The 18848-nt window shown below is 57.8% G+C and carries 21 protein-coding genes, 1 tRNA gene and 1 pseudogene; 11 read left to right on the forward strand and 12 right to left on the reverse strand.

Annotated elements, in window-relative coordinates:
* Positions 1 to 5: 5 nt before the first annotated feature.
* Complete coding sequence (gene metW / locus FQB27_RS02655; RefSeq protein WP_169559312.1) at positions 6 to 647, reverse strand: methionine biosynthesis protein MetW; 642 nt, start codon at positions 645 to 647, stop codon at positions 6 to 8.
* Positions 647 to 1789, reverse strand: a complete 1143-nt coding sequence (gene metX, locus FQB27_RS02660; protein WP_284347781.1) for a homoserine O-acetyltransferase MetX — start codon at positions 1787 to 1789, stop codon at positions 647 to 649. The genes metW and metX overlap by 1 nt, the downstream gene beginning before the upstream one ends.
* A 161-nt stretch (positions 1790 to 1950) precedes the next feature.
* On the opposite strand from metX, the gene FQB27_RS02665 reads away from it, so the two are divergent.
* From FQB27_RS02665 to FQB27_RS02675, 3 genes are read left to right on the forward strand one after another with little or no spacing between them, the layout of a single operon-like run.
* Positions 1951 to 2811, forward strand: a complete 861-nt coding sequence (locus FQB27_RS02665; protein WP_169559313.1) for a chorismate mutase — start codon at positions 1951 to 1953, stop codon at positions 2809 to 2811.
* A 35-nt stretch (positions 2812 to 2846) separates the two neighbouring features.
* Positions 2847 to 3941 carry a histidinol-phosphate transaminase gene (hisC, locus tag FQB27_RS02670; protein WP_169559314.1) on the forward strand — a complete coding sequence of 365 codons (1095 nt, stop codon included), beginning with the start codon at positions 2847 to 2849 and terminating at the stop codon, positions 3939 to 3941.
* A 1-nt stretch (position 3942) separates the two neighbouring features.
* Entirely contained in the window at positions 3943 to 4881 is a 939-nt protein-coding gene (locus tag FQB27_RS02675) for a prephenate/arogenate dehydrogenase family protein (RefSeq protein WP_169559315.1), read from the forward strand.
* An 18-nt stretch (positions 4882 to 4899) separates the two neighbouring features.
* On the opposite strand, the gene FQB27_RS02680 is transcribed toward FQB27_RS02675, so the two are convergent.
* Entirely contained in the window at positions 4900 to 5943 is a 1044-nt protein-coding gene (locus FQB27_RS02680; RefSeq protein WP_169559316.1) for a DUF2125 domain-containing protein, read from the reverse strand.
* Between the two features lie 105 nt (positions 5944 to 6048).
* On the opposite strand from FQB27_RS02680, the gene FQB27_RS02685 reads away from it, so the two are divergent.
* Both FQB27_RS02685 and FQB27_RS02690 read left to right on the forward strand, forming a co-directional pair.
* Positions 6049 to 6951, forward strand: a complete 903-nt coding sequence (locus FQB27_RS02685) for a DMT family transporter (RefSeq protein WP_169559317.1) — start codon at positions 6049 to 6051, stop codon at positions 6949 to 6951.
* Positions 6951 to 7559, forward strand: coding sequence for a gamma-glutamylcyclotransferase (locus FQB27_RS02690; RefSeq protein WP_169559318.1), 609 nt, complete (start codon positions 6951 to 6953; stop codon positions 7557 to 7559). Before FQB27_RS02685 ends, FQB27_RS02690 begins: the two co-directional genes overlap by 1 nt.
* Positions 7560 to 7586: 27 nt before the next feature.
* Here FQB27_RS02690 and FQB27_RS02695 read toward each other — a convergent pair whose 3' ends face one another.
* Both FQB27_RS02695 and FQB27_RS02700 read right to left on the reverse strand, forming a co-directional pair.
* Entirely contained in the window at positions 7587 to 9908 is a 2322-nt protein-coding gene (locus tag FQB27_RS02695) for an adenosylcobalamin-dependent ribonucleoside-diphosphate reductase (protein ID WP_169559319.1), read from the reverse strand.
* An 84-nt stretch (positions 9909 to 9992) separates the two neighbouring features.
* Entirely contained in the window at positions 9993 to 10694 is a 702-nt protein-coding gene (locus tag FQB27_RS02700) for a substrate-binding periplasmic protein (protein ID WP_169559320.1), read from the reverse strand.
* Between the two features lie 246 nt (positions 10695 to 10940).
* Here FQB27_RS02700 and FQB27_RS02705 point away from each other — a divergent pair, with 246 nt between their 5' ends.
* Positions 10941 to 11393 (forward strand): fasciclin domain-containing protein, encoded by a 453-nt coding sequence (locus tag FQB27_RS02705; RefSeq protein ID WP_348540523.1) that lies wholly within the window; start codon positions 10941 to 10943, stop codon positions 11391 to 11393.
* A gap of 83 nt (positions 11394 to 11476) precedes the next feature.
* Here the strand turns inward: FQB27_RS02705 and FQB27_RS02710 are convergent, their stop codons facing one another.
* The 5 genes from FQB27_RS02710 to ftsE are packed head-to-tail and all read right to left on the reverse strand — an operon-like array spanning position 11477 to position 14942.
* Positions 11477 to 12205, reverse strand: coding sequence for a lysophospholipid acyltransferase family protein (locus FQB27_RS02710; RefSeq protein WP_169559322.1), 729 nt, complete (start codon positions 12203 to 12205; stop codon positions 11477 to 11479).
* Complete coding sequence (locus FQB27_RS02715) at positions 12202 to 12810, reverse strand: YdcF family protein (protein WP_169559323.1); 609 nt, start codon at positions 12808 to 12810, stop codon at positions 12202 to 12204. Before FQB27_RS02715 ends, FQB27_RS02710 begins: the two co-directional genes overlap by 4 nt.
* A complete protein-coding gene (locus FQB27_RS02720) occupies positions 12807 to 13358 on the reverse strand; it encodes a D-glycero-alpha-D-manno-heptose-1,7-bisphosphate 7-phosphatase (protein WP_169559324.1) in 552 nt (183 codons plus the stop codon). The genes FQB27_RS02715 and FQB27_RS02720 overlap by 4 nt, the downstream gene beginning before the upstream one ends.
* Position 13359: 1 nt before the next feature.
* Positions 13360 to 14244 (reverse strand): cell division protein FtsX, encoded by an 885-nt coding sequence (locus FQB27_RS02725; RefSeq protein ID WP_169559325.1) that lies wholly within the window; start codon positions 14242 to 14244, stop codon positions 13360 to 13362.
* The gene (gene ftsE, locus FQB27_RS02730) at positions 14244 to 14942 is read right to left on the reverse strand and encodes a cell division ATP-binding protein FtsE (RefSeq protein ID WP_169559326.1); all 699 of its coding nucleotides are present in this window, start codon (positions 14940 to 14942) and stop codon (positions 14244 to 14246) included. The genes FQB27_RS02725 and ftsE overlap by 1 nt, the downstream gene beginning before the upstream one ends.
* Positions 14943 to 15066: 124 nt before the next feature.
* Between ftsE and FQB27_RS16930 the strand changes: the two are divergent.
* The 4 genes and pseudogenes from FQB27_RS16930 to FQB27_RS02745 form a co-directional block, all read left to right on the forward strand.
* A pseudogene (locus FQB27_RS16930) lies at positions 15067 to 15162 on the forward strand (MJ0042-type zinc finger domain-containing protein); the annotation flags it as partial.
* 30 nt (positions 15163 to 15192) lie between these two features.
* Positions 15193 to 15801, forward strand: a complete 609-nt coding sequence (locus FQB27_RS02735) for a DUF3426 domain-containing protein (RefSeq protein WP_240953333.1) — start codon at positions 15193 to 15195, stop codon at positions 15799 to 15801.
* 64 nt (positions 15802 to 15865) lie between these two features.
* Positions 15866 to 16408: a hypoxanthine phosphoribosyltransferase gene (hpt, locus tag FQB27_RS02740; protein WP_169559328.1), complete on the forward strand. Its 543-nt coding sequence runs from the start codon at positions 15866 to 15868 to the stop codon at positions 16406 to 16408.
* A 14-nt stretch (positions 16409 to 16422) separates the two neighbouring features.
* Complete coding sequence (locus FQB27_RS02745; RefSeq protein ID WP_169559329.1) at positions 16423 to 16842, forward strand: response regulator; 420 nt, start codon at positions 16423 to 16425, stop codon at positions 16840 to 16842.
* Between the two features lie 254 nt (positions 16843 to 17096).
* Here FQB27_RS02745 and FQB27_RS02750 read toward each other — a convergent pair.
* Both FQB27_RS02750 and FQB27_RS02755 read right to left on the reverse strand, forming a co-directional pair.
* A tRNA-Leu gene (locus FQB27_RS02750) sits at positions 17097 to 17182 on the reverse strand.
* A 94-nt stretch (positions 17183 to 17276) separates the two neighbouring features.
* Positions 17277 to 17987 carry a response regulator gene (locus FQB27_RS02755; RefSeq protein WP_169559330.1) on the reverse strand — a complete coding sequence of 237 codons (711 nt, stop codon included), beginning with the start codon at positions 17985 to 17987 and terminating at the stop codon, positions 17277 to 17279.
* A gap of 260 nt (positions 17988 to 18247) precedes the next feature.
* On the opposite strand from FQB27_RS02755, the gene FQB27_RS02760 reads away from it, so the two are divergent.
* Complete coding sequence (locus tag FQB27_RS02760) at positions 18248 to 18826, forward strand: YqaA family protein (RefSeq protein ID WP_169559331.1); 579 nt, start codon at positions 18248 to 18250, stop codon at positions 18824 to 18826.
* Positions 18827 to 18848: the final 22 nt, after the last annotated feature.

Here is an 18848-nt window from a genome sequence, read left to right on the forward strand (position 1 = left end):
CGGGATCAGTCCTGTCCGTTGGACAGCAGGAAGACGCACTGGACCCCAAAGAAGTTGGCCCGGTTTTCGCCGACGCTGTCTTTCATGACCTTGCCGTTATTGTCCACGACAATGGATTTTTCGATGGTCACGCCAATCTCGTCACACAGGGCCATAAAGTCCCGCAAGGTGCAGAAGTGAATGTTGGGGGTTTCGTACCACGCGTAATCCAGTGAACTGGTCATGGGCATCCGGCCCTTGAGGGCCAGATAGGCCCGGCATCGCCAGTAGGCAAAGTTGGGGAAGGAGACAATGGCCTTCTTGCCCACCCGCAGCAATTGTTCCAGCACCAGCTTGGGGCGGTGTGTCGCCTGCAGGGTCTGGCTCAGGATGGCGTAGTCAAATCCCTTGGCGGGGTAATCCACAAGGTCCGTGTCCGCATCGCCCTGTACCACCGAAAGTCCCTTGGTCACGCAGGCATTGACGCCAGCCTGACTGAGCTCCATGCCCCGGCCATCCACATTCTTGGCGGAAATCAGGTGGGACAGCAGGGTCCCTTCGGCGCAGCCTACATCCAGCACCCGGCTGTTTGGCTCGATCATTTCGGCAATCAGTTGCAGATCGACGCGAATATCCTGGGGGCGGGACAATCTTGCATTTTCAAACATCAGGCAATCCCCCGGCTTTTGGCTGTTGATTCAAGAAAGCCGCCAATGGTCGTCAACATTTCAGGCGTTTCCAGCAGGAAGGCGTCATGCCCCTTGTCGGTTTCAATCTCGACAAAGCTGACATTGGCCGCCGCCGCATTGAGCGCCCGGACCACGTCCTTGCTTTCCGAGGTGGGGAACAGCCAGTCGCTGGAGAAGGAGACAACGCAGAACCGGGTGTTTGTGCCTGCGAAGGCCTTGGCGAGCGAGCCGCCATGATCACTGGCCAGATCAAAATAATCCATGGCCCGGGTGATATAGAGGTAGGAGTTGGCGTCGAACCGGTCGACAAAATTGATCCCCTGATAGCGCAGATAGCTTTCCACCTGGAAATCGGCGTCAAACCCGTAGGTCAGGTCTTCACGGTCCTGAAGGTTGCGGCCAAACTTCCGGTGCAGGGCCGATTCCGACAGATAGGTCACATGGGCCGCCATCCGGGCAACGGACAATCCGGCGCGGGGCTTGCGGCCACTTTCATAATAGTTTCCGCCCTGCCAGTCGGGGTCCGCCATGACGGCCTGCCGGCCAACCTCGTGAAAGGCGATATTCTGGGCGGAATGCTTGGCCGCCGTGGCAATGGGAACCGCGCTGAAACAGCGTTCAGGATAGGCGCTGGCCCATTGCAGGACCTGCATGCCCCCCATGGAGCCGCCCATCACCGCGAACCAGTCGGGAATTTCCAGATAGTCCTGCAGCAATGCCTGTGCCCGGACCATGTCGCCGATGGTGATCATGGGCAGGTTCAGGCCATAGGGTTTTCCCGTATCCGGGTCGATATCCAGCGGGCCGGTGGTGCCCATGCAGCCGCCAAGAATATTGCTGCACACAATGAAATAGCGGTCGGTATCAAGGATTTTCCCCGGCCCGATCATGAAGCTCCACCATCCGTCCTTGCCGGTGATCGGCTGGCGACTGGCGGCATACTGATCCCCCGTCAGGGCATGGCACAGCAGAATGGCGTTGCTTTTGTCCTCGTTCAGGGTCCCATAGGTGTTATAGGCCATGGAAATGTCACTCATCATCGCCCCGCAATCCAGTGGCATGGGCTGCTCTGTTCCCAGTATCACGGAATGGTGTTTCGGCTTTGGCGGGATAATTGACACGGTCGCAACTCTTTTGAGCAAATGGGGTTAGAAAAATCTTTGTTTTCGGCTACTTTGCTGTTAGCTAGTTCTGATGGGTCGCATATGTCAACGAATTCTTTGCGTTTTGATATACGCGCCCTCCTTTTCTGCCGTGACGTATCGTATTTCAGGTGTGTAACGTGACACAACAAAATAAAAAACTAGAAGAATTGCGGGCTGAAATCGACCGGTTGGACGATGAGCTTCTTGGCGTTCTCGAAAAACGTGTTTCCATTGTAAGCGATATTGCTGCTGCGAAGAAAGATGATGGCCGGAGTCTGGCTTTCCGGCCGGGACGCGAAGCGCAGGTACTGCGCCGTATTCTTGAGACACATTCCAGCGACCTGCCGGGCGCTGTGATCGCCCGGATCTGGCGTGAAATGATTTCCGCCGTCTGCCGGTTGCAGAAACCCCATCGGGTGTCTGTCACCGCCCCGGAGAAATCCGTCGGCTACTGGGATCTGGCCCGCAGCCATTTTGGTTCTGCAACGCCCATGTCCCTGCATGTGTCCCCAACCGTGGTCCTTCGCGAAGTGTCCACCGATCCGGCGACCCTCGGGGTTCTGCCCTGGATGAATGCGGAGAAGGATAGCTGGTGGGTGCATCTGGCACAGGGCGGGGAAACCGTTCCGAAGATTTTGGCCGCACTGCCCTTTTCCCCCAATCAGGGCGGCGCGTTTGAGGACCTGAACGCCCTTGTTATCGGTCAAAGCCAGCCGGAGCCGTCCGGTAATGATACCTCCCTCATGGTGCTGGTCACCAGCGAGGAGGTCAGCCGCGCCCGCCTCAACGACATTATCGGCAAGGCGGACTTGCCCGGCCATTGTATTGATTCCCGTTCCCCGGAAGTTGAAGAAGGGGACTGGCTCCACCTGTTTGAAATGCCGGAATTCGTCTCGGACGATGATGAACGGCTTTCCCGGCTTATGGCACTGGCCGGTGAAGGGGCGATCAAGGTTGTCATCCTTGGCGCCTACGCCGTCCCGTTGTCCGAAGCCTGATGATGCGAACTCCCTGACGCGAAAGTACCAAGACCATGTCTACCCTGACCCCAACTCCCAAACCCGGTATTCTGGATATCACGCCTTATGTGGGCGGCAAGTCGTCCGTTGAAGGCGCGACAAAGGTGGCGAAACTGTCTTCCAACGAGACGCCCCTTGGCGCCAGCCCCAAGGCCCGCGCCGCCATTCGGGACCTTGGCGACAGTTTGCAATTCTATCCCGATGGGGGCTCCCGCGCCCTCGCGGAGGCCATTGCCGAGGTTCATGGTCTGGACGCCAGCCGTCTGGTATGCGGGAACGGTTCGGATGAAATCCTGTCGCTGATTGCCAGCGCCTATGCCGGTGAGGGGGACGAGGTTCTGTTCTCGGAACATGGTTTCCTGGTGTATGAACTGGCGGCGCTGGCCAATGGTGCCGTGCCGGTCAAGGCCCCGGAAACCGACCTGACAACGGATGTGGACGCGCTTCTGGCGGCGGTTACGGACAAGACAAAAATTCTCTATCTGGCCAATCCGAACAACCCGACCGGGACCTATATTCCCTTCTCGGAAATCGAGCGCCTGCATGCCGGGCTGCGCGGGGATATTGTTCTGGTGCTGGATGCGGCCTATGCGGAATATGTGCGGGCCGAGGATTACGCCGCCGGGGAAAGTCTGGTGGAGCGGTCCTCCAACGTGATCATGACCCGGACCTTCTCCAAGATTTATGGTCTGGCCGCCTTGCGGATCGGCTGGGGATATGGTTCCCCCGAAATCATCGACGTGCTGCACCGTATCCGGGGGCCGTTCAACACCAACGCGCTTGCCCAGATCGCCGGGATCGAGGCTGTTCGGGATCAGGAATTTGTCGAGCAGGCAAGACAGCATAATGACAAGTGGATCCCGATCCTGACCCAGAGCCTCCGCGGCATGGGCCTGAAAGTTCCAAGCAGCGTCGGCAACTTCGTCCTGATGGATTTCGCCGAGACCGGCAAGTCCGCCAGCGATGCTGAACAGTTCCTGAACAAGCGCGGTCTGATCCTGCGCAGCGTGGCTTCTTACGGGTTGGATAGCTGTTTGCGCATGTCCGTGGGAACCGATGACGAGAACCGCGCGGTGATCGACAGTTTACGAGAATTTTTGGAAAGTTGAGATGGGACAGGAACGCCCCGAAAAATTTAAACGAGTTGCCATTATCGGCATTGGCCTGATCGGGTCCTCCATCGCCCGGGCAGTCCGGCTTCACGGTCTGGCGGACGAGGTTGTCTGTGCGGCCAAGACCCACGACACCCGGCGCACCGCGCTGGAGTTGAAAATTGTCGATCACGCCTATGAAGACCCGACCGAGGCCGTAAAGGGCGCCGATCTGGTTATTCTGTGTACACCGGTCGGAACTTACGGGGCAATTGCCCGGCAGATTGGTCCGGCGCTGGAGCAAGGCGCGTTGCTGACCGACGTGGGGTCGGTGAAAAGCAAGGTTGTCGAACTGGTGGAACCGCATGTGCCGGACGGAGTGGATTTTGTTGCCGCCCATCCGGTGGCCGGGACGGAAAAATCAGGCCCCGCCGCTGGTTTCGCCGATCTGTTCGCCGGGCGCTGGTGCATTCTGACGCCGTCTGAAAAATCAACAGAGGCGGCCATCGCGAAACTGGATGCCTTCTGGACGGCCATCGGCAGTAACGTCGAGAAAATGAGCCCCGAGCATCATGATCTGGTGCTGGCCATCACGTCCCATGTTCCGCACCTGATTGCCTATAATATTGTGGGAACGGCGGATGATCTGCAGGAAGTGACCCAGTCGGAAGTGATCAAATATTCCGCTGGTGGTTTCCGTGACTTTACCCGGATAGCCGCGTCCGACCCGACCATGTGGCGCGATATCTTCCTGAACAACAAGGAAGCGGTGCTGGAAATGCTGGGCCGCTTTACCGAGGATTTGACAGCCCTGCAACGGGCCATCCGTTGGGGCGAGGGCGACACGCTGTTCCAGATGTTCTCTCGCACGCGGGCCATTCGCCGGCAGATCATTGATGCCGGTCAGGAAACCGCCGAGGCGGATTTCGGTCGGACCGCCTATCCGGAAGACGACTAGGCGGAGCCTTCCGCTGCCCTATGGGTAAAGCGGCGGAATTCTCATCAGGAAGAGGGGCCCCACATAGAGGCTTCCTTCCTGCAGGCTGATGGGCAGCTCAAGATACCGGTCCCCGTTCTTTTTGTCTTTGCGGGTCATCAGGTTCAGGGCGTATCCGGCGGTCTTGGCGGCCTGTTCATCCAGCCGTCCATTCTGGTGCAGGGTTCCCAGAATACTGTTGATCCCCACGATGCGGCTGGTAAAGGCGCCGATCATGCGGAATTCATCATCAAGGGCAAGGGTGCCTGTGGCATCCACCTTCACATCCCCCCAGCGGGTCTCAAGGGCCTGAATATCCAGAATGCCCCCCTTGTCCCGCCATTTCGCCGCACTGTCCCGGTCGAACAGGTCGGCAGGCTCCCCTTCCATCACGGCGGACAGGCCGAAATGCTCCAGCGTTTCCGCCAGCGGAATATCCTCCTTCAGGCCGGGGACAATGGTGTCCCCCCGCAGGGAAATCTGCGTGCCCGGAACTTCGGGGTGCTTGTCATCGGATGTGGTGATTTCCCGGACAATCGGCCGGGTATGCAGTTGCAGGCGCTCTGCTGTCAGGGGGCCACGCCACGACGGGCGGGCCTCAACCGTTTTCAGGTCGATGGACAGGGTTTTAAGGCGGCCTGACGTTTCGAAGGTGGCGCTGCCAAGGGCTGTTTCCGCTGACCAGAGGGTGCTGTAGTCCGTGTGGTTTTGGGACCAGTTGACCTGATTTTCACCGCCCACGCCAAAAATGACATGGGTCAGTTTCCACGGCTGGGCGATGGCCCAAGCCGTTTCAAAGCGGACCTCGGGTGCGTTGTCCGCCTGTGGGTCGGCCATCTGGAAATTGGCAATATCCATGCGGATGCGATAGGGGAAACCGGACGTGGTGACAGGCCCGTGATTGATGTCAAACCCTTCAGCCTGACGGGCGGTTTTCCAGCGATGGAATTCCTCGACCCCGGTATCGGCAACCGTATTCCACCAGTAGTAATATCCGCCTGAAAGAGCGGCAAGGGCGATCACTCCCGTTCCAAGAATACGCATCTGCTCCCGTCCTGCTGTCCTGATGCTTGAGCTTTGGAGCAGCACTCTATAAGGTTACGCCCCTGACTGTCACTGACTTTCCGAACCGACTGGAACATTTCCCCCATGACCCCTGTTGAGGCCACAAACCATCGCACCGTCGCCCTGGCGTTGATGCCGGCGGTTTTCGTCTTTCTGTGGAGTACGGGTTTCATCGGCGCCAAGCTGGGCCTGCCCTATGTGGAGCCCATGACCTTCCTTGGGCTTCGCTTTGCAATCTGTACCCTGCTTCTGGTGCCGGTGGTGCTGCTCACCCGGACCCGCTGGCCGGACCGCCTTGCCGATTGGGGACATATCGGGTTTGCCGGTCTGCTGATGCATGGCGGCTATCTGGGGTTTGTGTTTATGGGGATCGGGCTTGGCGTGCCCGCCGGTACCGCCGCGCTGATCGCCGGGATCCAGCCCTTGCTGGTTGCCGCGCTGGCCGGGTTGTTCCTGGGCGAGCGGGTAACGGGTCGGCAGTGGCTGGGATTGTTGCTGGGCCTTGGCGGCGTCATTCTGGTGGTGGCGGATAAACTGTCGCTGGGCGAGGGCAGCGTGCTTGGCATTGGACTTTGTTTCGCGGCCCTGTTCAGTATCGCGTTTGGAACCCTGTACCAGAAGAAATATTGTTCAGGCATGAGCCTGAAAAGCGGTAACCTGATCCAGTTTTTTGTGGCAACGGTCTATTTCGGGCTGGTCGCCTGGGCGTTTGAGGACATGTCTGTCAATTGGTCCGGGGAACTGGTCTTTGCGCTGGTCTGGCTGGTCTTCGTCCTGTCGCTTGGGGCGATAACGCTCCTGTATATCCTGCTTCGCAACGGGGCGGCGGCCAATGTGTCCAGCCTGTTCTTCCTTGTCCCGCCCTGTACGGCCGTTGTGGCCTATATTCTTTTTGACGAGGTGCTGGCAGGTTGGTCGCTGCTGGGGATGGTGGTCACGATTGCCGGCGTGGCGCTTGTCAACATGAAGCAAACCAAGGTGAAGTAATGCGGAGATATGATCTCGTTCTGGAACCTGACCTTCCTCCTGTGGATTTTCCCCTGCCGCCCTTACCCCCCGGAGAGGACCTTTGGGTGTTCGGCTATGGGTCGCTGATGTGGCGACCGGGCTTTGATCACAAGGGGATCATGGATGCCCGCCTGTTTGGGTATCATCGGTCTTTCTGTGTCTCGTCGGTGGTGCATCGGGGCACGCGGGACAATCCAGGGCTGGTGCTGGGGCTGGACGCAGGCGGTTCCTGCCGGGGCAAGGCGATCCTGTGCCCCTCCGATATTCGCGAGCCGGTGATTGACTATCTGTATCGCCGGGAAATGGTGACCAGTGTCTATGTGCCGAAATTCGTAACCCTTGAATTGCTGGAGACGGGTGAGCGGGCCACCGCCCTGACCTTTGTCGCCGATCCCAGACACGAACAATATTGCGGCCGTCCCACGATCGAGGAAGCGGCGCGGATTATCGCCTCCGCCTCGGGCAGAGGGGGGCCAAACCGGGATTACCTGAAAAGCACCATCGATCATCTGGACGAGTTCGGTATCCGCGAAGGCCCCCTGCACAAGATCATGACCCTTGTGGAACAACACGAGCGGGACGGCTGAAGGGGCCATCCCGTCTGCTTTGCCGCGTCAGCTACATTTTGAATAGCCGCAGGAGGTGCACATGTTGCATCCTTCGCTGCGGATCAGGGAGGCTTCGCCGCATTCCGGGCATTGCCGCAGCAGGCCGGACAGGGGTTTGTCCGGGGCGCCGGGGGCGACTTTCCGGTGAGCCTCCGTCTCCTCGCCGGTGCCGGCGGGGTCGGGCAGGAAGCCGATCCGGATCAGGTGGGTTTCCACCACATCCCCGATGGCGGCCAGCAGGGACGGAACATATTTCCCCTGCATCCACGCACCGCCGCGTGGATCAAAGACCGCCTTTAACTCCTCGACCACGAAACTGACATCGCCGCCGCGCCGGAACACCGCCGAGATCATGCGGGTCAGGGCCACGGTCCACGCGAAATGCTCGATATTCTTGGAGTTGATGAAAATCTCGAACGGGCGGCGGCGGCCTTCCTGAATGATGTCGTTCAGGGTGATATAGATGGCATGATTGCTTTCCGGCCAGCGCAGCTTGTAGGTTTGCCCCGGCAGGGTGCCCGGCCGGTCCAGTGGCCGGGTCATGTAGACAATACCGCCCGCCTCGAAGCTGTCCTTCGGTTTGGGGGGCGGTTGATCAAGGGGCAGGCTGGCCTGATTGCCCTCGGCGGTTTTGGCGGGGGTTTCAAGCACGGCCCCGGTGATGTCATTGGGGCGATAGGTCGTGCACCCCTTACAGCCGCGATCAAAGGCCTCCATGTAGATGTCCTTGAAGGCGTCAAAGCTGATATCCTCAGGGCAGTTGATGGTCTTGGAGATGGAGCTGTCCACATGCTTTTGAACCACGGCCTGCATTTTTACGTGGTCCATGGGGGTGAGCACCTGCGCATCCACAAAATAATCGGGCAGGGGGGTGTCCTCTCCTTTCAGGCGGCGGAACAGGCGCAGGGCGTAATCCGACACCTCTTCGCTTTTTCGGCTGCCATCCGGCATCAGCACATTCCGGGTATAGGTGAAGCTGAATACCGGCTCAAGACCGCTTGAAATATTGTCGGCCAGCAGGGAAATGGTGCCTGTGGGCGCAATGGATGTGACAAGGGCGTTTCTGATACCGTGTTTTGAAATGCCGTCCCGGATATCCGGGGCCAGCGACTGGATATGCGCGCCCGCCAGATATTTTTTCTTGTCGAACAGGGGAAACGCGCCTTTTTCACGGGCCAGATCAATGGACGCCAGATAGGCAGACCGGCTGACCTGTTTCAACCACCCGTCGGTTGCCGCGACAGCGTCCCCGGAGCCATAGCGGATACCGCACAGGATCAGGGCATCGGCAAGGCCCGTGACCCCAAGGCCAATGCGCCGTTTCTGTTCGGCTTCATGGGCTTGCGCGGGCAGCGGAAAGTTGGAGATATCGATCACGTTATCCATCAGGCGGATAGCGGTTCGAATATCCGCATCCAGACTGTCCAGATCAAGGTGGGCCGTGCTTTCAAACGGGTCACGAATATAGCGGGTCAGGTTGACGGACCCCAGCAGGCAGGCCCCATAGGGCGGCAGGGGCTGTTCCCCGCAAGGGTTGGTTGCCGAAATGGTTTCGCAATAGGCCAGATTGTTCATCTGGTTGATGCGATCAATGAAGATCACGCCGGGTTCCGCAAAGGCATAGGTGGACCGCATGATGTCATTCCACAAATCCCGTGCCGGAACGGTTTTGTAGAGGGTGCCGTCAAAGGACAGGTCCCACGCATCGTTGTCCTTGACCGCCTGCATGAAGGCATCGGTGACCAGAACCGACAGGTTGAACATGCGCAGGCGGCCGGGGTCCTGCTTGGCCTTGATAAACTCTTCAATATCGGGGTGGTCGCATCGCAGGGTGGCCATCATGGCCCCCCGGCGGGACCCGGCGCTCATGATGGTGCGGCACATGCTGTCCCACACATCCATGAAACTGAGCGGGCCGGACGCATCGGACCCCAATCCGTGCACGGGGGCCCCCTTCGGGCGCAGGGTCGAGAAGTTATAACCGATCCCGCCGCCTTGCTGCATGGTGACGGCGGCTTCTTTCAGGTTGTCGAAGATGCCGGACAGGTCATCCGGGATATCCCCCATCACGAAACAGTTGAACAGGGTGACCTTGCGGCCCGTACCTGCCCCGGCGATGATGCGCCCGGCGGGCAGGAACTTGTAATCCTCCAGCAGGTCATAAAACCGCCCGGACCAAAGGGCGGCGTCCTGTTCAGGGGCGGCCAGCGCATCGGCGATCCGATGCCAGGTATCCTCGACAGAGCGTTCCTGAACAGCACCATCCGGAGATTTGTAGCGGTATTTCATATCCCAGATTTGCCGGGAAATGGGGGCTACGGTAGACATGAGCACTCCTTACCTCGAAAGCGTACAGGGAAGGAATAGTATATATGATTTTTATAAAATAATAAAACGGGGGTCTTTTTTGGATCAGCGCGGCGATTGGGTGAGGATTGCGTCAATCCGGCCCTGCTGTTTCAGGCGGACAAGACCGGTATCCAGAAGGCGGCAATAGCGCTTGGTGTCCGGGTGGTTACGGCTGAACGCCACATAAATGTCGCTGGTTTCCCCGTCGAAGGCGCGGGCAATTTTCTCACTGCCGGGGACACGGGGCAGGGTCTGGTTGGCAATGGTGTCGAACATGATGATGGCATCCACATGCTTGCGGATCAGCATATTGATCAGGCTTTCCTGTGAGGCGACCCGGATGGGCAGGATATCCTTGTTGTTCAGAATATACGGGCCGTATTCATACCCGATGATCATGCCAACGCGTTTGCCCCCGCCCACTTCGGTGAACTGCCGGGCTTTGAGGGGGCGGTCCGTATTGTGGAAATAGGCCGTTGTGGCGGAAAACAGCTTTTCCTTGCAGAAATGGAAACGGGCTGCGGTGGACGGCTCCCGCGTTACATTGAAGGCGCCAAGCAGCCTGCCTTCTTCCACTTCTTTCAGCAGGCGGGCATAGGGCGCCACGTAATAGTCCACAGACACACCCTGTGCGGCGAAAGCCTCCCGGACGATCTGGTTGGAAAGACCCGTTCCATCTGCGTTTGAGAAAGGCGGCCAGCTATCCTCGGCCCCCAGCCGGATATGTTCTCCAGACCAGACGGTTGTCGCGGGCCATAACAGCAACGCCGCAAGTAATATCAGTACTCTTTGTCTCAGCAGTTCGCCCCTTCTTCTGCCGGTGAGAATATATATTTAAGCACCGATCTTACGCCAACAGAAAGCAGAAATAAAAGCCTAGGCCAGAAAAAAATATCGGGTTTCCTGATCCGTTTTTCCGGATGGGGCGTACCAAGGGACATGATAACCAAACTGGGAGAAAACAAGATGCGTTCCATTCATGCGTTGAAAATGCTGGTTGTTGCCATTCCGATGTTTATTGCTGCCTGTGCCAGCCAGAGCCAGGCGACCGATCAGAAGGATATTGTCGATACCGCCGTATCTGCCGGGACTTTCAATACCCTTGTTGCGGCAGTTCAGGCAGCGGATCTGGTGGATACCCTGAAAAGCGAGGGGCCGTTCACCGTGTTTGCCCCGACCGATGATGCCTTTGCCAAACTGCCGGAAGGCACGGTTGACATGCTGCTGAAGCCGGAAAACAAGGACAAGCTGGTGGCGGTTCTGACCTATCACGTTGTTCCGGGCCGGATCATGTCTTCTGATATCATGGGCAAAAAGGCGTCTGTGGAAACGGTACAAGGCAGCGCTCTTGCCGTGGATGCCACCAATGGGGTCATGGTCGATAACGCCATGGTTATCGCTGCCGATGTCGAGGCCAGCAATGGTGTGATCCATGTGATTGATACGGTTGTCCTGCCGAAATAACAGGCATAAATCCCTCAGTAAAAAAGGCGCTCCCGATCGGGGCGCCTTTTTTCTTGCGGATGTATCTGCGGCGGTCCGACGGATCAGACGTTATAGGTATTACGGGCTTCCTGAACCAGGGCATCGGTCCGTTCCTCGATGGTGCTTTCCAGCCGGGTCATGAAATCCTTGCGTTTCAGGCCGGGTTCGATGGCCGGCAGGAATTCGATGGTCAGGGTGCCCGGCTTGCAGATGAATTTCTTGCGCGGCCAGAACAGGCCGGTATTCAGGGCCACAGGCGTCACCGGCAGCGCCAGTTTGGAATAGAGCGCGGCAATCCCCTGATGATAGGGGAGCTTGCTGTCGACGGCGCTTCGGGTGCCTTCCGGGAAAATGACGATGGGCCGATCATCGGCAGAGGCTTCCTCCGCCTTTCTCAGCATGGCTTTCAAGGCCGCCGCATGGCCCTTGCGGTCAACGGGGATCATCTTGGTCTTGCGGCAGTACCAGCCATAGATGGGAATGTGCAGCAGTTCCTTTTTCAGGACCATGGCCGGATCATCCGCGATCAGGTGAAAGACCATGGTTTCAAAGGCGGACTGGTGTTTGCTGGCAACCAGCCCGGCCCCCGTTGGCAGGTTTTCCCGCCCCCGGATTTCGACTTTCAGGTTACAGATCACCCGCATCAGGAAGACGATCCCCCGGCTCCAGATCCGCTGGCCAAAGACCAGCCATTTCCGCGGAAACAGCAGGGCCGGCAGAAACAGCAGGTTCATGAAGGCCGACCAGATCCAGAAACAGATAAAAAACAAAGCGGAGCGCAGGGCGGTCATTTGGGGTCTCCATCCATTGCCAGGCCTTCCAGCCGGGCGCGCAAAAGGCTGACGATATATTTGTTGAATTCGCCGGACAGCACATACAGGGCCGCCGGGCGGCGCCACCATCCGGTCAGGGTGGGCGAGTCGACTTCCGGAACATAGGCGACAAGGGTCTTGTCGGGCATCTGGCGTTTCATTTCTACCAGACTTCGAGGCATGTGATAGGCGCTGGTGACCACCAGCAGGGCCTCAAAGCCATGCTCACTGGCCCAGAGGGAGGCCTCATAGGCATTGCCGACCGTGTCCTTGGCAAGGCGTCCCAGATCGACGCAGCAATCCATGATATTGTTGCTCTCTCCCAGTACCCGCTGCAACTCGTTGCGGGTCACCTTGGCATTGACGCCCGAGATCAGCAGCCGTTTGCCGGTGCCGCTGTTCAGCAGTTCAAAGCCCAGTTTCAGGCGGGCAGGGGTGCCCGTCAGGATGACAATCCCGTCGGCGGTCCCCCGGTTTGCGCCGCTATATCCGTTCACTTGCGAAATGTAGTACAGGAAGCCGCCAGTCCAGATGATGGACAGCCCCAGCAGTAAACGAATCCAGAAACGCGGCCTGAAAATCATGGGGTGAAACGCCCTTCCCCGATAAAGGTAACGGCCTCGGTCAGGTCGCGGGCGATGGAAACAGGCAGAAGCGCCCGGTCCAGCCCTTCCGACTGGGTTGCCCGTCCCTTGCCGGTCTGCACCAGAATACGGTGGCAGCCTGCGATGCAGGCCGCTTGCAGGTCCCGTTTGCTGTCCCCGACCAGAACCGTATTGCGGGGCTGTTCCCGAAACCGGGTCAGGGCCTCAAGGATCATGCCGGCACCGGGCTTGCGGTTCTCGGTTGCTGCCCAGGGGGCGTCGGGTGCGATCAGGATGTCATCCAACCGCCCGCCTTTGGCCTTCAGGGCGGATTTCAGTTTTCCGTGGATGTTGTCCAGGGTCTCAAGCGTGATAAGCCCCCGCCCGATACAGGACTGGTTGGTGACGATCACCACCTTGTGGCCCCGGGAATTGAGCGTCGCAATAGCCTCAAGGGCGCCGGGAATGAACACCAGTTCATCGGGGCTTTTGACGAAATCGGCGCGGTCTTCGTTGATCACCCCGTCTCTGTCCAGCAATACAAGCACTCTACATCATCCGTTTCAACGAGCTCAAGACAATCCACCGCACTGTAAACAAGGTCAGAAGTGCGACAATCACCGGTAACATAGCCAATGCAATCCATCCTTCCAACACCATTGTTGGGGCGCTGAGAAGGGTGGCGTCCAACCGGCCTGCCAGAAGGGAGAGCAGAACCATGACAATGATGGCAAAGGCCAGCCCCGGCAGCGAGCCGAGAAAGCTGAGCCGGGCGAAATAGGTCTGGAATTGCCGGGCGATATAGGTATCCCGCGCGCCGATCAGGTGCAGGACCTCGATCACGTCCCGGTGCATGACAAGCCCGGTCCGGGCCGCGAAAATGACGATAATCACCGTGACGATGCTGATCAGGAGCATGATGGCCGCCGCCAGAAACTGAACGGAGCGGGCAAGGACGATCATTTTGTCCAGCCACGGGCGGTGGGTGTTGAGCCGGGCTTCGGGGATGGCCTTGTTCAGGGTGGTGGCCATGGCGTTGAGGTCCACCGGGCTGTTCTCGCTGATGGTGACTTCCACAAGGCGCGGGAGCGGCAGTTCCCGAATGATGTCGGCCCGCCCAAGGAAGGGCTCAAGAAGCGAGGCGGCTTCCTCGACGCTGATCGGGCGGACGGTTTCCACACCGGGGGTGCGTTTCAGGAAACTTACCACTTCCTCGACTTTTCGGTCCTGTGCATCGCCGCCCACATGCTGGATTTCCACGGTCAGGTTGCCGCTGATCTCGCTGGACCAGTTTTCAACGGCGGCACTGATGGAAAAAAGTCCGGCCAGCGCCAGCGCCGCCAGAAAAATCATGGAAGAGATCACGACCGGTAGATAGCGGCTGGAGGCATCCTTCTCCAGTTGCAGTTCGCTGGTCTTGCCAAACAGGTTCATCAGTACAGGCTCCGGTCAAACTGTTGCAGATACTCTTCCGCATGGGTGTGGTGCAGGGTGCCGCTCTTCAGGTACATGACCGGATATCCGAAACGGCGGATCAGTCCCAGATCGTGGGTGGCGACAACAACGGTGGTACCGATCTTGTTGAGTTCCTGAAACAGGTACATCAGCCGAAGACCCATTTCCGCGTCCATGCTGCCGGTGGGCTCGTCCGCGATCAGAAGCTGGGGCCGGTTGATGACAGCGCGGGCAATGGCAACGCGCTGCTTTTCACCGCCGGACAGGGTTGGCGGGCGGGCATCGACCTGATTGCCAAGCCCGACCCAGTCCAGCAATTCTTCCACATGGCGGCTGATCTGTTCTTCCTCAACCCCGGCAATGCGGAGGGGCAGGGCCACATTCTCCAGCGTTGTCAGATGGTCCAGCAGGCGAAACTCCTGATAGACCACGCCAATTTTTCGGCGAAGTTCAGGCAACTCGTCCCGGCTCAGGCTGCTGGCCTCTTTGCCGAACAGGGTGAGCAGGCCCCGGCTGGGACGATGGGAGAGCGACAGCAGTTTCAGCAGGGAACTTTTCCCCGCCCCCGTCGGTCCGGTCAGGAAATGGAACGAGCCCGCTTCCAGATGCAGATTGATATCCCGCAAAACTTCCGGGCCCATCCCATACCGCATCCCGACATTTTCAAACCTGACCAAACGATCCTCCCAAAAAAAACAGCAAAAGGATAAACTAAGATGGATTTATCCGGCAATCTTGTGCATGTTTTGTCAAACGCCTATAAACAGATCGTTTAACCTGTGGATTAATAAATTCCGACCTATGATATTAACTTGTTCATCATGTTCAACGCGTTATTTGATCGACCCCGCTTCTGTTGGAGTGAACGGGCGGTTGGTCAAGTGCGCCAAGTGTGGCCACAAATGGCGTGAGTACCCACCTGCCGACATGCCGAAACAGGTCGCGGGCGACGAACCCGTTGAGGGACTGGAAGCCGAGGCGGAGGTTGCCGGGGACGCAGGCCTGAGTATTGAGGAAATGTCCGCCCGCAAGCCGCGGGTGCCGCGGGAAAGAATTCCGGTGCCGGAGAAGAAGAAATCCGGTTGGCTGGGCTGGCTGATATTCCTGCTTTTGCTGGCGGCGATTGTCGCGGGCGGGTATTATGGACGGAATCAGGTGGTCAGTGTCTGGCCGCCGGCGGCCAAGCTGTACCAGAAACTCAAACTGGACGTTCAGACCCGCAACACCCTTGGGCTTGAGATCCGGGATTTGACCACGCGGTCAGTGGTTGAGAACGGGGTGACCCGGCTGACGGTGGTCGGGAATATCGTCAATATTACGGAAACCGACCGGCCCATTCCAAGGATCAGCATCCAGTTGATTGATGATGCCGGAGACCATGTCTATAGCTGGAGCACCTCGATTGAGCAGACCCTGCTGGAAGGGTGGGGAAGCGTTGAGTTCACCAGCAGCATGAACCAGCCGCCCGAAGATGCGAAACAGGTGCGGGCGAATCTGTTGCCCCTGAGCGATCCTGAAGGAAAAGCGGCCAACTAGGCCGGTTTTAAACACGAATTCGGAGGCCCGCCAAGATCGGGCGCCCTGACTATTGGAGAGAGACATGACCGCCAAAGAGGCAAAAGTTGAAGTGCTGTACTCAAGCGGCGATATTGCAAAACGGAACAGCGAGATTGCCGAGGAAATCGCCCGCGATATGGGGACAGACCTGCTGGTGATTGCGGTTTTGAAAGGCAGTTTTGTGTTCGCCGCCGACCTGATCCGCGCCCTGCACCATGCCGGTGTGCGCCCGCAGATCGATTTCATGGCGCTTTCTTCCTATGGCGACAAGACAATCAGCAGTGGAACCGTTGTGATTACCCGCGATATCGTGGATACCGTGAAGGGCCGGCGTGTTCTGTTGATTGACGATATTCTGGAATCCGGCCGGACCATGGAATTTGCGACCCGCGAGCTTCTGGACCGCGGTGCCTCCATGGTCAAGACATGTCTCATGCTCGACAAGAAGGGGAAACGTCTGGTTGATTTCGAGGCGGATTTTGTCGGATTCGACTGCCCGGACCTTTTTGTTATTGGCTACGGCCTTGATTACGCGCATTATTACCGGGAACTTCCCTATATTGGACATATTGTCAAAGAAGAATGAGGCGAAAGGCGTGAATGGCGAGGATACTGGTAGCTGACGACGAGGCATCTTTGCGGGAATTTGTTCACCGGGCATTGACCCATCACGGGCATGATGTGGTCTCGGTGAATGATGGCGCGGAAGCCTTGCTGGAGCTGCAACGGGACCCGGCCTTCGATCTTCTTCTGACGGATATTGTCATGCCGATCATGGATGGCATTGCCCTGTCCCTGAAGGTGGCCAAGGATTTCCCCGACCTGAAAATCCTGCTGATGACCGGCTATGCCGCAGAACGCCAGCGCGCCCACAATCTGGACGACCTGATTCACGATGTGATCTCGAAACCTTTCACCCTGTCCGAGATTTGCGGAAAGGTGGAAGAGGCACTGGTCTCAGAGCCGGGGCCGGGGGAGGGTGCCTCCACCCGCGATATGGGCCTGATCGACAAGCGCTAGGGCCGCGTCGGTCAGCTCTTTGGCAGGGCGTCCCTGTTCTTTTTCTCTCTACGCTCCGAAGACACCCACTCCACCCAAATCTTTATCGATCTCGGTTTGATGTCCTGCGCCTGTTGGCAAGGTTGATTCGTGCTGTCCGTTCATGAGGGGGAGGCCGGACAAGCCGAGGCCGGATAAAGCCATGCACGAACGCACCGGGCCGCAGGCCACAAAAACAGAGTATTGGGAGAAATGTCGGGGGAAATATCGGGAGATGGTGCCCCTGGCCTGACTCGAACAGGCACGTCCTGAGGACAACAGATTTTGAATCTGTCGCGTCTACCAATTCCGCCACAGGGGCAATCCGTGGGAACAGCCGCAATATAACGATGAAATGATCCCGGTCAATAGAACAAATGACACGGCAAACGACTTTATTGCGCGGGGGTCTGTCTTTATTCCAGCGTTGTCAGGATGGTATAGCCGGAACCGCGGACCGATTTGATCATCTGCTGCTGGTCCTGACCGATTTCCAGTTTCTGGCGCAGTCGCCGCACAAGGGCATCGATGTTGCGGCTGTTTTCCTTCAGTTCCTTGTTGAAGATCAACAGGCTGAGCTGTTCGCGGTCAACCGGTTGGCCGGGGGTTTCCAGCAATACGCGCAACAACTGGAATTCCGCCATGGTGAGCGGCACATCTGTTCCGTCCGGGGCGGCCAGTTTGTGGTGGGGCAGGTCCAGTGACCAGCCGGAAAAATTCACGTGGGTGCCGGATCGTTCCGGGGTGCCATTGACGGTGGTTTTGGTGGATCGGCGCAGTACGCTCTTGATCCGGGCCAGAAGTTCCCGTCGATTATAGGGTTTGGCCACATAATCGTCGGCGCCCATTTCAAGCCCGATGATCAGGTCCACACTTTCGCCCTTGCCGGTCAGGATGATCACGCCCACATTGGATCGTTCCTTCAGATACCGGGTCAGGCTTAATCCGTCCTCTCCGGGGAGCATCAGGTCCAGGACAACAAGATCGAAATCGTCTTCGGCGAAGACGGATTTCATTTCATTTGCGTCACTAGCTTCGGCAATCTCGTAATTTTCCCTCTCAAGCGTAGCGCGAAGCGTTTTACGCAGGTCGGGATCATCATCAACTACCAGAATTTTCTGTTTCATTATCGCCAGTACATCCTGTTTTCAATTCTCGCATCCGAAAGGGCGGAACTGCACATTCCTTACTATATGCTGTAACAAAAAAGTTACAAGATTAATTATCAGCTCATATTCATGGCAGCTGAACAAAAAATGTTCTCTTTCATACAGTTAATGTACAATAAAACCAAAGAATTTTTGCCTTCCGGGCTATGGAAGTCGCCCGTCAGGTGCTATAAACTGGCCCCTTCTATCAGTGCAAGAATTCGGGAACTTCGATCTCCATGCTAAGGCGATTATATGATTATACCATGGGTTTGGCGGCCCGTCCGCGCGCCAAAGCCCTGCTTGGTGGTGTGGCCTTTATCGAAAGTTCGGTCTTTCCGATTCCGCCCGATGTTCTGCTTATTCCCATGGTCCTCGCCAACCGCGATCAGGCCTGGCGCATCGCCACCATCTGCAGCATCTTTTCCGTTCTGGGCGGTTTGTTCGGATATGCCATCGGGTATTTCTTCTTCCAGATGATCGGTGGGCCGGTTCTGGAATTTTACGGCTATATGGACAAGTTCACGGCCTTTCAGGGGGCGTATAACGAATGGGGCGGGTGGATCGTCGCCTTTTTCGGGCTGACGCCTTTTCCCTATAAGGTGATCACCATCGCAAGCGGTGTGGCTGAGCTTAGTCTGGGGATTTTCATCGTGGCCTCGGTGCTGTCACGCAGTGCCCGCTTCTTTCTGGTGGCCTGGCTGTTTCGCCGGTATGGCGAGCCGATCCGCACCTTTGTTGAAAAATACCTCGGGATTTTGACCATCCTTTTCTTTATTGTCCTGTTCGGGACCTTTTATCTGTTGAAGTTCCTGTAGTGACCGGCACCGGCGTAAGGGG

The organism is Sneathiella chinensis, assembly GCF_012720115.1.
GTDB lineage: Bacteria > Pseudomonadota > Alphaproteobacteria > Sneathiellales > Sneathiellaceae > Sneathiella > Sneathiella chinensis.